The organism is Syntrophaceae bacterium, from assembly GCA_013177825.1.
Classification (GTDB): domain Bacteria; phylum Desulfobacterota; class Syntrophia; order Syntrophales; family PHBD01; genus PHBD01.
On record JABLXX010000005.1, the window covers coordinates 205686 to 219300 of the forward strand.

Sequence of the window (13615 nt, forward strand, 5' to 3'; positions counted from 1 at the left end):
TGAAGGATATACAGGTGCGTCAATGCTTCTCTATTCCGGTACCGCTGGAGCGGCCGTCCTGTTTCGGAAGGGAAATCCCGAGTCTTTTCAGTTTCCGGAAAAGAGTGGTCTTGTGGATGCCGAGTTCCCGAGCCGCCGCCAGGCGATTGTATCCGTTCCTTTCCAGTGCCGCTTTGATGGATTGAATGTCGAGCAGATCATGGGCGGAACGAACATCCGCATCGGCGTCCGTCGCAATCGCGCGGGACGTCAATTCGTCGGGGAGGTGGGCGATGCAGATGGATCCCTCCCGGCAGAGTATGAAGGCCCGCTCGATCACGTTTTCGAGCTCCCGCACGTTACCCGGCCAGTCGTGGGCCATGAGCAGGGCGACGGCCTCGGCGGTGATTCCCGGGATGGACTTGCCCTGCAGCCGGTTGAACCGCTGGACGAACTGCTCCGCCAGAAGCGGGATGTCTTCCTTGCGCCGGCGGAGAGGCGGCAATTCGACCCGCACCACGTTTACGCGGTAGTAGAGGTCCTCCCGGAAGGCGCCCGCACGCATCCGCTCCGCAAGGTCCCGGTTGGTGGCGACAATCACCCGCGCGTCCGCCTTCTCGGTGCGCGTCCCCCCCAACGGTTCATAGGTCCGCTCCTGCAGGACCCGGAGGAGGCGGATCTGCAGGGCCGGGCTGATCTCCCCGATCTCGTCGAGAAAGATGCTTCCGCCCCTCGCCAGTGCGAAACGGCCGGGCTTGTCCTTGCCCGCTCCCGTGAAGGCGCCGGCCTTGTAACCGAAGAGTTCGGACTCGAGAAGCGTGTCCGGCAGAGCACCGCAGTTCACGGCAATGAAGGGCCCTTCGCGCCGGGGACTCAGATCGTGGATGGTCCGCGCGATCAGTTCCTTGCCCGTTCCCGTATCCCCAAGCACAAGGACCGTACTCGGGCTGGCCGCGATGGCCGGCAGGACCTCGAAGACCCTCTGCATCAGGGGGCTCCGGCTCACGAGGTCGCCCACCCGCACCCGGCCCGCCAGTTCCTGGCGCAGGGCCTCCACCTCGGAGAGGTCCCGGAAGGTCTCGGCGCCCCCGATCACGCGGCCGTCGGCTTCCTTGAGCACCGCCGTGGAGACGCTGATGGGGATACGGTTCCCCGCCGCGTCGATGATGTACCCGGATTTTCCGATGACGGGCCTGCCGGTTTTCAGCGTCTTCTGGAGGGCGCAGCCGGCACCGCACATGCTGGACCGGAACACCTCCGAGCAGGGACGGCCGACTGCCTCCCGGCGGGGCACTCCGGTGATCTCCTCGGCGGCGCGGTTGAAGGAGGAAATGCGCCACTCCATGTCCACGGTGAAGACACCGTCGGAGATGCTCTCCAGGATGGCCTCGGTGGGCGTCGTGATCGTTGCCTGTCCACTGGTTTTCCGACGGCCCATTCCGGACGCCTCCTCTTTGGATACTTCGGTTCCCCCGTTGAACGGCAGGCCGATTGCCTCGTCCCGATCGGGACCGCCCCTTTACACGATTCAGCGGGAGTTCTTTGTCAAGGATGAGCCCCAGGGAACGGAACGCCGGGACGATCTCAAAAAAGCCCGGATGCGAGGCCCCTGAAGTCCCGAGCCGCAAGGCACACTTTTAGGTGCGTCGAGTGACCCGGGACAGGGGGAACGAAGCAGGCGGGCGTTTTTCAACGTCCCCGCTAAGCCTTTCGGCGGATCCGGCACGGCAGATTCTTCAGATTCGGCGTACCGAACTCCTTTCCCAGCTTCCCGGCGGAGGTCAGCATGTTGAAGTTGGCCGACTGCCATTCGTACTGGCCCGCCGGGTCTCCCTCAGGGAACCACCAACCCAGGGAGGCGCTGACAACGAGGGGATGGACGATGTCGGTGACACGGGCCTTCTGGGTGATGGTGCCGTACTTCGTCTCGATGACGACGTCGTCGCCGTCCCGGATGTCCAACCGGGCCGCCGTGTCGGGATGGATCTCCACCGTCGGATGGGGGCGCTTCTCCCGAAGCCGCTTGACCCACCGGTAGGACGAGAGGAGATAGTACCGGCTCTTGGCGCTGATGAGGAGCAGGGGGTACTCCGGATCGTCCTCCTCCGGGAAACCGGTGAACTCCGGCAGCGGCTTGAGGCCGAACTTTTCCGCCGTGCTGAGGCGCAGCTCCACCTTGCCCGTCGGCGTCGGGAACCCCTTCGCTTCGTAGGAGCGGGCAATCTCCGGACCCTTGAGGTAGCCTTTCCCGACAAACTCCGGGTAGGTCAATCCCGCCGGGCGGACGAGGTCCTCGAGGAACTGCTCGTGATCCTCGGGCCACAGGTCCGGGGGCGACACGCGCTTGCCCAGCTCGTTCATGATCTTCATGTCGGGCCAGCACTCCTCCGGCGGCTCGACGATCTTGGGGCGGGCGAAGATCATGCCGTGGCCGATGCCGTAGTGGCCGATGTCGTTCATCTCGTACTGGTGTGCCACAGGAAGGACGATGTCCGCCATGGCGGCCGTGGGCGTCATGAAGATCTCCGCGACGGCCATGAAGTCGAGGCTCCGGAAGGCCTCGTGGGTCAGGCGGCTGTCCGCCCAGTTGACCATCGGATTCGTGCACATGCCGTAGTATCCCCGGACAGGGTATGGAACCCCCTCCAGGACGGCCTTCCGGAAGAAGGCAGGGGCAATGGTCATGAGACGGGGGATCACCCGGTGGTGGGCGCTGATCATGTCCTTGCGCTTGTCCGGGATGAGGTCCGCCCGAACGAACTGAGCCAGCCCCATGACTTTCGGATCCCGGGCATGAACGTTGCCGCCGGGAACCTCCAGGTTGCCGCAGAGGGCCATCAGGCAGGCGAGCGACCGGACGGCGTCGAAGGCGTGGACGTCGTGCTCGATGGGGTTCCCCCACTGGAGCGCCGCCGGTTTCGCCTCGGCGTACATCCGGGCGGCCTGGCGGATCCTGTCGGCGGGAACCCAGGTAACCGCCGCCATCTTTTCGGGGGAATAGGTCTTCAGGTGCTCGCGGAGATCCTCGAACCCGTGGGTGTACTTCTCCACGAACTCCCGGTCGTAGAGGGATTCCTCGCAGATCACGTGCATGATCGAAAGCGCCAGGGCCTGGGCCGTACCCGGACGGAGCTGCAGCCAGAGGTCCGCCCGATCGGCCAGCTCGGTCCGCCGGGGATCCACGACAATCATCCGGGCGCCTTTTTTCAACTGGTCATGGAGGAGGCTGACGATCTGCCCCTCCTCGTTGGTGGCCGTCAAGTTGCTGGCCCAGAGGAAAAGGAGCCTGGACGGATTGTGCAGATCCGCCACGGGATAGAAGCCGCAGGTATGGACCCCCGTGACCTCCCGCGGGGCGTGGCACACGTCCTGGGAGGCGATCACGTTGGGGGATCCGAAGATATTGGCCAGGCGGATCAGGACAAAGTGCTCCAGTCCTTTGGGCATGCCGACGCCGAATCCGACGGCCCGGGCGCCGTGTTTCTCCTTGATCTTGAGAAGATTCTCCGCCGTCTCCTCCAGGGCCTGGTCCCAGGAGATGCGCTGCCAGCGTCCTTCCCCCCGTTCTCCGACCCGTTTCAGGGGATGCCGGAGACGGTCCGGGTGCGTGAGGCGGTCCGCCGACACCCGTCCCTTGAAGCAGGTGTAGCCGTGGTTCAGGTACCCCTCGGGGTCCCCCTTGATCTGGACGATCTCGTTTCCCTTCACACCCACGAGCAGCGCGCAGCCGCCGTGATCCATCCTCGCACAATGGGTCTTCACCCAGCGGACGCCTTCCTCCATAACCCCTCCCTCTTTTGATTCGCGGAACCGGCGGCAGAATTGGGACCGCCGTTTGCAGAACCATACAATACGGACGGGAATCGGCACAATGAATAGTTTGCCCGTTCGCCCGGAGCAGAAGAAGGGAGAGGTTTGGAGCGTGATACGACGTCCGCGGGGCTGACCGCAGATGGGCCCGTCCGCGACGGAAGGCGCCGGGACGGGCCCGCAGGCAATGCCGCCTAGAACAGAAACGTGATGCCGAAGAGGTAGGTCACGTCCGTTTCCGCTTTGTTCAGGCCGAACTTGACCCCACCGTCCAGCCGGATCTTTTCCGTGACGGCACAGGAGACCCCGCCCAGGGCATAGGCCGGGTGGGTATCGTCGCCGGGAGCCGGGTTCCGGCTCGCACCGACATCGGCCATCAGCTTCCAGTCCTTTACGACCTCGTACTCCGCCGCCAGGGAGGCGTGCCAGAGGTCCTGGTGGATCCCTTCGTTATTCGGGGTCCGGAGATAGCCCAGGTTCGCATGGAAGGCGACCGGTCCCAGTTCCCTGCTGCCGATCAGGAACAGGCGGTAGCTCGTCCGCCCGTCGCCCAGTCCCTTGTCTTCGTTGCCCGTGGGAAAAGTGATGCCCGGTTTCAGCGCCAGCCCCCAGCCTTCCTGTTCGAAAAACCGCCACTTGACGTCGAGGCCGATGTCGCCGATCCCGCTTTCCCGGGAAACGAGCGCATCGTTTGTCTCCACGGACTGCCAGGCATAGGGAACGGCCATGACCAGGTCCACCCGGTCGTGAAGGCCGACCGACATGGACGCCGCGATTTCACCCCCCTCGGACTTGTCGGTCGTCACCGCATCGGCGACGTTCTTGTGATACCAGAGCTGAGAGCCGATCTCCACCTGCGCCTTCCCCCGCCCGAGGGTGCCCGCGTCGTCCGTGACGAGGGGATGGCCGGCCCAGGCCGCCGTAGAAGCGAAGAGGAGGCACACGGAAACGACGGCCAGGCGTAGCGGCTTTTTTCCATTCCGCCCGACGTCCTCGGGTGCGCCGACAGGGTGATCCAGGGATTCGTCACACGTTTTTTCCCCGCTCTTTCCGCAGGCGCAACCGGTGCAGCCCGCACAGGCCCCTTTGAGCCGGAAGAGGGACACATACAGGATCCATCCTGCAGCCGTGAGGATGGAAACCGCCAGAACAGCATCGAAAATATTCATGCAAACCTCCTTCAACGATATTCGTTTGGTACTTCTTTCAAGCAAGACCGAGCAGGGCGCCTCCCTGGTAGACAAGAAAGGCCGTCCCCCAGGCGAGAACGGTCTGGTACAGGACGGCGAGGACGGCCCATTTCCAGGTTCCGAACTCCTGGCGCATGGCGACGATCACGACGACGCAGGGCATATATAGTAGCACGAAAATCATAAATGCGTACGCAGAAAGCGGCGTAAAGGCTCTTTCGACCGCCGCTCTCAGTCCCGGCTGCTCCCCTTCTTCCCCGGTGGTCAGACTTGCGACACCGAACGTCAAGACGACGTTCCTCCCTGCCTCCCGGCAGGCCGCCAGGAACGAAGCGCCCAATTCCTTCAGGTCATCCGCGAGGGGAGGAATCGCTTCCTTCCCTTTCTTTTCGGAATTTTCCGCATATACCTCCGCCATGGTCCCGACGACGATCTCTTTGGCGATGACGCCGCTGATGAGCGACGCCGACGCCTCCCACGTACCGAAGCCCAGGGGAGCAAATACCGGTGCAACAGCCCGGCCCGCCTTACCCAGATAGGAATCCGCTTTCTGGGCAACGCCCCATGGAAGATTCAGCAAAAACCAGACAAAGACGGATACGGCCAGGATGTAAGTCCCCGCCTTGACGAGAAAATGCTTTCCTTTTTCCCAGGTGTGGACGGCGAGGCTTTGGGCCGTCGGCATCCGGTAAGGCGGCAGTTCCATGATGAACAGGGGCGATTCACCGCGGAAAAGCGTTCTTTTGAAGACGAGGCCCATGACGACGGCCATCACGATGCCGAGGACGTAGATGGACCAGAGAACCGTCCCCGCATACCCGGCGAAGAAAGCTCCCGTGAACACAACATAAACAGGCAACCTGGCACCGCAGGACATCAGAGGGACCAGCAGCGCCGTGAGCGCCTTGTCCCCGGGATTCTCCAGGGTCCGGGTCGCATAGATTGCCGGTACGTTGCAGCCGAATCCGAGGAGCATGGGAATGAAGGACCGTCCGTGGAGACCGATCGCATGCATGGCCCGGTCCATGACGAAAGCGGCCCTTGCCATGTAGCCGCTCCCCTCCAGGAACGTAATGAAAAACATCATGGCAAAGATGGCCGGCACAAAGGTCAGGACCATGCCCACGCCGGCAATGACGCCGTCGGCGGCCAGTGAGACGGTCCAGTCCGGGGCGCTCAGCCAGACCAGAAGGGCCGACGCCTGGCGGCGGATGGATCCGGATGCGCTCTGGTCGATCCAGTCCGTAAAAGGCGCCGTCAGATCGAAGGTCAGCTTGAACACAAGCCACATGGCCAGAAAAAAAACGGGCAGACCCAGATAACGGTTCAGTACAACTGCATCAATCCGTTCGGTCATCTCCCTCTTCCTTTTCTCCGGTTTCTTGAGCACCTCCCGAACCAGTCCCGCCGCCAGGCCGTATCGCAGGTCGGCCATCACGCTCTCCAGGTCTTCCCCGTGATTCTCCCGGAGGTGGCGGGTCGCCTGCAGGCGACCCGTATCATCCTCACGGATTCCAACGTCCCGGAGGACCTCTCCGTCACCCTCGATGATTTTCAAAGCCAGCCAGCGGCGGGGATACGCTTCAAAAAGCCCGGCATGATCTGCTTCCAGATCGGCTGGGAGACGGCGAACCGCATCCTCGACGTCGCTTCCGTATTGTATCTTCCTCCGCTCCTCCCCATGGAAAGGTTCTGCGGCCGCAACAACGGTTTCGATCAGACGGTCGAGCCCCTCCCCTCTGCTGGCAACGGTGGGAACAACCCCCGCCCCCAGCATGACCGCCATGGCTCCCGTATCGATGACCAGCCCCTTGTCCTCTGCCTCGTCCATCATGTTGAGGGCCACGACGACGGGAATGTCGAGTTCCAGAAGCTGGAGCGTGAAATAGAGGTTCCGTTCCAGGTTGGTCGCGTCCACGACGTCGATGATGACGTCCGGTCTTTCCCGCACCAGATAGTCCCGGGCGATGATCTCCTCCTGGGAATGGGGACTGAGGCTGTAGGTCCCCGGAAGATCGACGAGCTTGATCCATCGATCCCGGTATCGAAAATCGGCGGTCTTCTTCTCAACGGTGACGCCCGGCCAGTTTCCGACATGGAGGCGCGCGTCCGCCAAGGCGTTGATCAGCGTTGATTTTCCCGCGTTCGGATTGCCGGCCACGGCTACAACCAGTTCGTTTGCATTCGCCAACGGTTCTTTCATGGCCGGATCTCCACCTCGATTTTCCCCGCCTCGGCCTTTCTCAGAGACAGGCGGTATTGTTTGATCCAGACCTCGACGGGATCGCCCAGCGGGGCGATCTTCTCCACGGAGACGGACGTGCCGGGAACGACCCCCATGTCCATCAGTCGGCGCCTGAGGGGACCCGTGGCCCACACCCCCGTGACTGTCCCGGATTGTCCGGGCTTCAAATCGTTAAGCGTCATGGTTCTTTCCTCCTGACATAGATTTTCATGGCGATTCCCCGGCCCAGGGCGATACGCGCTTCTTCAAGGCGCACGACAAGCGGCCCCCGGCCCCGGTTGCTCACCATCTCCACCCGCTGTCCCGGCCTGAATCCCAGGTCGGAAAGATGCTCCCTCCGGCGGCATCCTTCGAGGAGGGAACGGCGCGGGCCGGCAACGGAAATGATTTCGGCGGCCTCCCCCTCCTTCAGCAAAGCCAACGGCGACATTTCGACTCTCCTTTCTGCCGTGGCGGCCCTATTTGATATTGATTCCTGTTATCATGTCCCATCAACAAAAATCCCTTCCTGCGAGTCGATCCGGCGACTCGTTGTCATTCCGATTCGTGAAAAGCTCTTATGGATCCGTTTCAGAAGACATCGGACGAACGCGACGGATGCTGCTATGCCTTTTATGCAGGCGGGCTGGGTTTCAGGCCAGACGGAAAGGAATCCGTTCCGGCCGGTTCATGCACGCCGCGTAAACAGCAAGACGATTTGCCGGGATATCGGCTGCTCGGCATCGGATGGATTCCGATGCCCCGCGCCTTCATCCGTCCGGATATACTGCACGGACGGTAATGCGGACTATCGAGGCTACGCAATATCTTCCTGTTTTCGATCCCATCCTCGCGTCACCCCTGCATTCACGGGTGGCCGGCCGAACGGGGAGAATGCATCCGCCGCAGATTGTATAATGACAATCATTATCACACCATCCCAAAAAAATTTTACTCCCCCTTCCCCCGGCATTCCTCACAGTGGCCGTACAGGTACATTTCGTGGTCCAGAAGAACAAACCCGTGCTGGGCTGCCAGGCGCTGCTGCAACTCTTCGATGACGGGATCGAAGACTTCAACGGTTCGGCCGCAGGCCCGGCACACGAGGTGGTCGTGATGCTGCCGGCCGTACAGGCGTTCATAGCGCATGACGCCGTCGCCGAAATCGACCTCCCGTGCCAACCCTGCCTCGCACAAAAGTTTGAGAATCCGGTAGACTGTGGCCTGGCCAATGGTGCGGTCCCGCTTCTTGACGATGTCATAGAGCTCTTCCGCGGTGATGTGCTGCTCACGCTGCAGATACTCGTCCAGGACGAGACTTCGCTGCGGCGTCTCGCGGAGGTTTTTCCTGATCAGGAAGTCGTCGAAAATCTGCTTTTCCGTCCTCATCACCCAAACAGTCCAATAATGAAAATCATTATCGAAAGCGTTTCTACAGAAGGTAACGTGCAGTGTCAAGAAAATATTGATCCATGACGAAGATAAGGCCACCGGTTTCACGGGGAGGACTTTTTCAAAGGCAAAACAGGGGAAAAAGCCTTCTCCGGAATATTTCGCTTCATCGCCGGTCCGTCCCCATTCTCTCCTGTATCTTGCCTGTTCTGATGTCGCGTGAATCACCTGCGGGAATTTCAAGAAGTTCCACTTGAAACGGCCCGTCCTATCCGTTAACATGCGGGACGAAACGGCCCTCTTGCATGCAGCCGGGCCATCTATCAAACCTGGGACAAGATCGACTCGAACATGTGGAAGACACTTCAGCGGGGAGTTTCCCCGGAACGGCCCTATCGGGTTTCCTGGTCCGAAACCGGCTTCGACGGAGAAGGCGCGGCGACGCAGGCCGACGGAAGCACTTACTCCGGCGAATTCCTCAACGGCCGTTTTCACGGATTCGGCGTCTATACCTGGCCCGACGGCAGCCGATATGAAGGCTCCTGGGAGGACGGCGTTCCCGAGGGTTCGGGACGGCTGACCCATGCCGACGGGTCGGTCCTGGAAGGAACCTGGACGGCGGGCAGCAGGGTGATGGAAGAACCGCCTGTCGTTCCGGAAACCGTCGAAACGGCCGAAGAGGAGCCCATCGCCCCGGAAAAGGAGGCGCAACCAGAGCCCGCAATACCACCTGTCGCGATGGAATTGGAGGGCTCCATCCCCGAAGCAGCCGTCGTGCCCAAACCGCCTGGAGAACCGGAACCGCCGCCCCCGGAAACACAGGTTTCTGCGGATATGGAAACTGTTGCTCCGCCGCCTTCGGAGGAACCGGAACAGCCGGTCGATGAAACGCCAGCCCCGGGAAAGGCGTCCAGGAGAGGAAAACGGGTCGTCGAAGAACTTCCTGCCGTTTCAACAGAGGTCGAAACGGAACCCATCGTACCGGAGAAACGGGAAGGAGCGCTTCCAGAGGAAACGCCCATCACCGAACTACCGCCTCAGGAAGAACCGATGATCCGTGTCCTGCCCGAAGCTGCCCCGGAACCGACGGAAGCCGTTCGGGCCGAATCGCTTGCAGAAACGGAGCAGCTGGAGCCTGCCGCGGCTGAAACCATCCCCGAGCCCGAAGAAATCCCGGAATCGTATCCCTCCGAAGAGCCGTCCCCCTTGTCCGCGACAGCCTCCGGACTTGAACGGGAGGCCGTCCTCCCTGAAACGGCCTCCTTGCCCGAACCACTTCAGGAACCCGAAGTATCGGCGGCGGAACCGCTTCAGCCGTTGGATGAAGAGCCGGAGCAGCCGGTCGAGGAAGAAAGACCCGCCGCAGTACAGGCCGTCCGGGAAGAGCCCCCCGCCGATAACGGGGTGGAAGCAATGCCGGAGCCGCCGGAATTTGAAGCGGCCGAGATTCCCGAGGACAAGCCCCTCGAAGAACCGGAGATACCCATGGCAGCATCGCCGAGAAAACAGGGACGACAAGCGCGGGAAAGCGCGAAGGCCGAAGCGCAGGAGGAAGAAAAAGAGCGATTGAAGCCCGCAACGGCACGAGTTGAAAAGCAGGAGCCGCTTGAAGAACCGGCGCCGACCGAACCGGAGGAAGAATCTCCCCGGCTCCGGGGATCGAAGGCCCGCCGGAAGGCCAAGCCACCGGTGGAGATGGAGGAAGCTCCCGCTCCCCCCCCTGTTGAGACTCCCAGCGACTTGTTCGAGGATCTGGGCAGGGATCTTGGCGATGAGATGGGAAAGGCGGAACCGGAGGCAGCGGAACCGGAGGCAGCGGCACCCGAGCCAACTGCGACGGAACTTCCCGACGGCAGTCTGTACACGGGCGACATGGAAGCGGACCGCCCTCACGGCAGGGGCATCGCGACTCATCCGGACGGGCAGAGTTACATGGGGGAATGGCGCGTCGGCTTCCGGGACGGCATGGGAGTCCTTCATTACGTCGATGGAGCCGCCTACATGGGCGGTTGGCGCAACGACCGGAAGGAAGGGCTGGGAATCATGACCTACCCCAGCGGCCGCACCTACATGGGAGAATGGCGGGACGATCGCTGCCACGGCCAGGGGACCGATATCTTCCCGGACGGCATGCGCTACGAAGGACAGTTCGAAAAGGGCAAATTCAACGGGATCGGAACACTGATCCTTCCGGACGGCCGGAAATACATCGGCCGTTTCGTTGACGGTCTCTTCAGCGGAAAGGGCATCCTGACGTTCCCCAACGGGGACCGCTACGAGGGCGAATTCCGGGAGAACAAGTATCACGGCCTCGGCGTCATGACGATGGTGGATGGAAGGAAGTACGTGGGGCAGCTGGAAAACGGCCGTCCCCACGGCGAGGGAACCATGACCATGGCGGACGGACGCCGCCTGCAGGGTGAGTTCAGAAACGGCAAATTCATCGCCAGGAAATGATCCGCCTCCATGCGGCGGGTTCCCAATACGGCTGACTGGGCAGAGCACCATGAATGAATACTTAAAAAAGATCACAGATGGAGATCGCATTTCCCTCCTCCGGGAGGACTTCCTGCAGGAAGGCGAGGGAACGATCGCTTTCCCCGATGGAGGAAGCTATACGGGCTCGTTCCATCCGGGCCGCTTTTCCGGTTCCGGAAAATACACCTGGCCCGATGAGGCCGTTTATAACGGCCAATGGGAGGATGGCCTGCCCAACGGGACGGGATGGATGATTCTCCCCGACGGGAGGATTTACGACGGCGAATGGCGGGATGGGATGCCCCACGGCACGGGAACGGAAACCCTGGCCGAAGGAGGCCGTTACGATGGCGAGTGGCTGATGGGACAGAAATCAGGCAAAGGCATGATGATCTTTGCCGACGGGAAGAAATATGACGGCGAATGGGATCACGATGTCTGTCACGGGCAGGGGACCCTGCACTTCGCAGACGGATCGCGATATACCGGCATCTGGAAGGATGGGGATTTCTTCGGGAAAGGGACCCTGACCCTGGCCAGCGGCTCGTCCTTCGAGGGGGAGTGGAAGGGGGAGGAGTTCATCATGCACTGACGGCGCCCGGCGGTTCTCCAAGGCCCCGTCCGCCTACCGGCAGCCCTGCCGGGCAGAGCATGTCTCCTTCGCGCCGGATTAAGAAATCATCTGCACGAACAAAACGACCCGCCGGTCCGGAACCGCTTCAGATATCCCCGGTGCATACCACGATCATGGTGTCGCCCACGTCGACGGAGTCTCCCGGCTCGATCAGCACGTCCGACACCCGGCCGTCCAGCTCGGCGACGACATGGGTGTGCATCTTCATTGCCTCCAGATCGATCAGGATGTCGCCCACGAAAACCTCGTCTCCCACATCGACGAGGACGCGGTTGACCTTCCCCTTGATGGACGACTTGATGATCCCTTCCCGCTTGAGCTCTTCGATTTCCTGGGTCGTCAGGATCCGCTTCTCCAGGAGGCGGCGCGTCCGCTCCTTCCGCTCCCGGTCGTCCGTGATCACGGCCTGGCCGTGCTCGTCGACGGTCACACTGGTCTTGTAGACCGTCTCCTCCAGGATGTAGTGGTCCAGATCGGGATAGCGAAAAATGGCCGGATGGGTTTCCAGGTAGGACGTATCGAATTTCCGCGACAGGAAATCGGGCTCGTCGCAGATGGCCAGATACAGGGGTATCGTCGTCTTGGGCCAGACGATGGTGAAGTCCTTCAACGCCCGCTTCAGCCGCTGCACCGTCTGGTCCCACTGGTATCCTCTAACGATCAGTTTCACCAGGAGCGAGTCGTACACCGTGGGGACCCGGTATCCCTTGTAGATGGCCCCGTCCACCCGGACCCCGGGCCCGCCGGGGGACTCGTAGATCTCGATCATCTTCCCGCCTTCCGGCAGGAAGCTGCTCTTGGGATCCTCTGCGTTGATGCGGACCTCGATGGCGATCCCGTTGAACTGGATATCTTCCTGCCTGAGGCCCAATGGATGGCCTTCGGCGATCCGGATCTGGTGCTGGACGATATCCTCCCCGGTGATCATCTCGCTGACCGTGTGCTCCACCTGCAGGCGGGTGTTGACCTCCATGAACCAGAACTCGCTGGTCTTCGCATCGACGAGGAACTCCACCGTGCCGGCGTTGACGTATCCGGCCGTCACGGCCGCTTTTACGGCGGCGGCATGGATCGCCGCCGTCACGTCGGAAGGCAGTTCCGCCGGCGCAATCTCCAGGAGTTTCTGATGCCGGCGTTGGATGGAGCAGTCGCGGGTACCCAGGTGAACCACGTTTCCCTGAGTGTCGGCGAGGATCTGGACCTCAATGTGGCGGGGGTTTACGATGAATTTTTCCGCGTAGATGCGGTCGTCGTGAAACGCGAGCAGCGCCTCCGCCCTGGCCAGGGGCATTTCTTTCATGAGTTCCTGCTCGTTCTCGATCTTCCGGACTCCGCGGCCGCCTCCGCCGGCCGTCGCCTTGAGAATGATGGGATATCCGCATTGCCGGGCGAAGGCCAGAGCTTCCTCAATCCCCGCATTACCGGGAGAAAAGCTGTTCGTCCCCGGAATGATTGGAATCCCGGCCTTGTGCATGGTTTCCCGTGCCAGGACCTTGTCTCCCAGGTCCCGGATGACCGAGGGCGGCGGTCCGATGAACAGGATGCCCGCCCGTTCGCAGGCAGCAGCCAGATTCGGGTTTTCCGCGAGGAAACCGTAGCCGGGGTGAACGGCATCGGCCCCGCTCTTCAGGGCTGCATCGATGATCCGTTCAATATTCAGATAGCCCTTGCCCGGTTCGTCGCTGATCTTGATGGCCCGATCGGCGAACCGCAGGAAATAGGCGTCGTAATCCGGTTTTTCATAGACGGCGATGGCCTCGATCCCCATCTCCTTGAGAGTATTCATGATTCGGAGAGCGATCTCGCCCCGGTTGGCAATCAAGACTTTCCTGATCGTCTTCATGGCGTGTCCTGTGCTGTTTTCGGAGTGCTTGGAAAATCAAGCAGTGGCGATCACGGATGGTATCT

10 protein-coding genes are annotated in these 13615 nt (G+C 61.7%); 2 read left to right on the top strand and 8 right to left on the bottom strand.

The features are described 5' to 3' along the window. Window positions 1-19: 19 nt before the first annotated feature. From HPY65_12030 to HPY65_12060, 7 genes are all read right to left on the bottom strand, one after another. Entirely contained in the window at window positions 20-1417 is a 1398-nt protein-coding gene (locus HPY65_12030; protein ID NPU85201.1) for a sigma 54-interacting transcriptional regulator, read from the bottom strand. 263 nt (window positions 1418-1680) lie between these two features. Beyond that, complete coding sequence (locus HPY65_12035; protein ID NPU85202.1) at window positions 1681-3762, bottom strand: molybdopterin-dependent oxidoreductase; 2082 nt, start codon at window positions 3760-3762, stop codon at window positions 1681-1683. Window positions 3763-3983: 221 nt separating this feature from the next. Next, window positions 3984-4958, bottom strand: a complete 975-nt coding sequence (locus tag HPY65_12040; protein NPU85203.1) for a transporter — start codon at window positions 4956-4958, stop codon at window positions 3984-3986. 37 nt (window positions 4959-4995) lie between these two features. After that, on the bottom strand, window positions 4996-7182 hold the full coding sequence (feoB, locus tag HPY65_12045; GenBank protein ID NPU85204.1) for a ferrous iron transport protein B: 2187 nt from the start codon (window positions 7180-7182) through the stop codon (window positions 4996-4998). Further along, on the bottom strand, window positions 7179-7406 hold the full coding sequence (locus HPY65_12050) for a ferrous iron transport protein A (protein NPU85205.1): 228 nt from the start codon (window positions 7404-7406) through the stop codon (window positions 7179-7181). The genes feoB and HPY65_12050 overlap by 4 nt, the downstream gene beginning before the upstream one ends. After that, a complete protein-coding gene (locus HPY65_12055; protein NPU85206.1) occupies window positions 7403-7654 on the bottom strand; it encodes a ferrous iron transport protein A in 252 nt (83 codons plus the stop codon). The genes HPY65_12050 and HPY65_12055 overlap by 4 nt, the downstream gene beginning before the upstream one ends. Window positions 7655-8154: 500 nt before the next feature. Then, on the bottom strand, window positions 8155-8592 hold the full coding sequence (locus HPY65_12060; GenBank protein ID NPU85207.1) for a transcriptional repressor: 438 nt from the start codon (window positions 8590-8592) through the stop codon (window positions 8155-8157). Between the two features lie 354 nt (window positions 8593-8946). Between HPY65_12060 and HPY65_12065 the strand changes: the two genes are divergently transcribed. Beyond that, window positions 8947-11052 carry a hypothetical protein gene (locus HPY65_12065; protein ID NPU85208.1) on the top strand — a complete coding sequence of 702 codons (2106 nt, stop codon included), beginning with the start codon at window positions 8947-8949 and terminating at the stop codon, window positions 11050-11052. 49 nt (window positions 11053-11101) lie between these two features. After that, the gene (locus tag HPY65_12070; GenBank protein ID NPU85209.1) at window positions 11102-11665 is read left to right on the top strand and encodes a hypothetical protein; all 564 of its coding nucleotides are present in this window, start codon (window positions 11102-11104) and stop codon (window positions 11663-11665) included. Window positions 11666-11792: 127 nt separating this feature from the next. On the opposite strand, the gene HPY65_12075 is transcribed toward HPY65_12070, so the two are convergent. Beyond that, complete coding sequence (locus HPY65_12075; GenBank protein NPU85210.1) at window positions 11793-13550, bottom strand: biotin/lipoyl-binding protein; 1758 nt, start codon at window positions 13548-13550, stop codon at window positions 11793-11795. Window positions 13551-13615 lie beyond the last annotated feature (65 nt).

What these genes read in the sequence shown, in the direction of transcription:
- HPY65_12040 (NPU85203.1), bottom strand. Translation starts at nt 4,958, where the DNA reads ATGAATATTTTCGATGCTGTTCTGGCGGTTTCCATCCTCACGGCTGCA.
- HPY65_12065 (NPU85208.1), top strand. Translation starts at nt 8,947, where the DNA reads ATGTGGAAGACACTTCAGCGGGGAGTTTCCCCGGAACGGCCCTATCGG.
- HPY65_12060 (NPU85207.1), bottom strand. Translation starts at nt 8,592, where the DNA reads ATGAGGACGGAAAAGCAGATTTTCGACGACTTCCTGATCAGGAAAAAC.
- HPY65_12030 (NPU85201.1), bottom strand. Translation starts at nt 1,417, where the DNA reads ATGGGCCGTCGGAAAACCAGTGGACAGGCAACGATCACGACGCCCACC.
- HPY65_12055 (NPU85206.1), bottom strand. Translation starts at nt 7,654, where the DNA reads ATGTCGCCGTTGGCTTTGCTGAAGGAGGGGGAGGCCGCCGAAATCATT.
- feoB (NPU85204.1), bottom strand. Translation starts at nt 7,182, where the DNA reads ATGAAAGAACCGTTGGCGAATGCAAACGAACTGGTTGTAGCCGTGGCC.
- HPY65_12035 (NPU85202.1), bottom strand. Translation starts at nt 3,762, where the DNA reads ATGGAGGAAGGCGTCCGCTGGGTGAAGACCCATTGTGCGAGGATGGAT.
- HPY65_12050 (NPU85205.1), bottom strand. Translation starts at nt 7,406, where the DNA reads ATGACGCTTAACGATTTGAAGCCCGGACAATCCGGGACAGTCACGGGG.
- HPY65_12070 (NPU85209.1), top strand. Translation starts at nt 11,102, where the DNA reads ATGAATGAATACTTAAAAAAGATCACAGATGGAGATCGCATTTCCCTC.
- HPY65_12075 (NPU85210.1), bottom strand. Translation starts at nt 13,550, where the DNA reads ATGAAGACGATCAGGAAAGTCTTGATTGCCAACCGGGGCGAGATCGCT.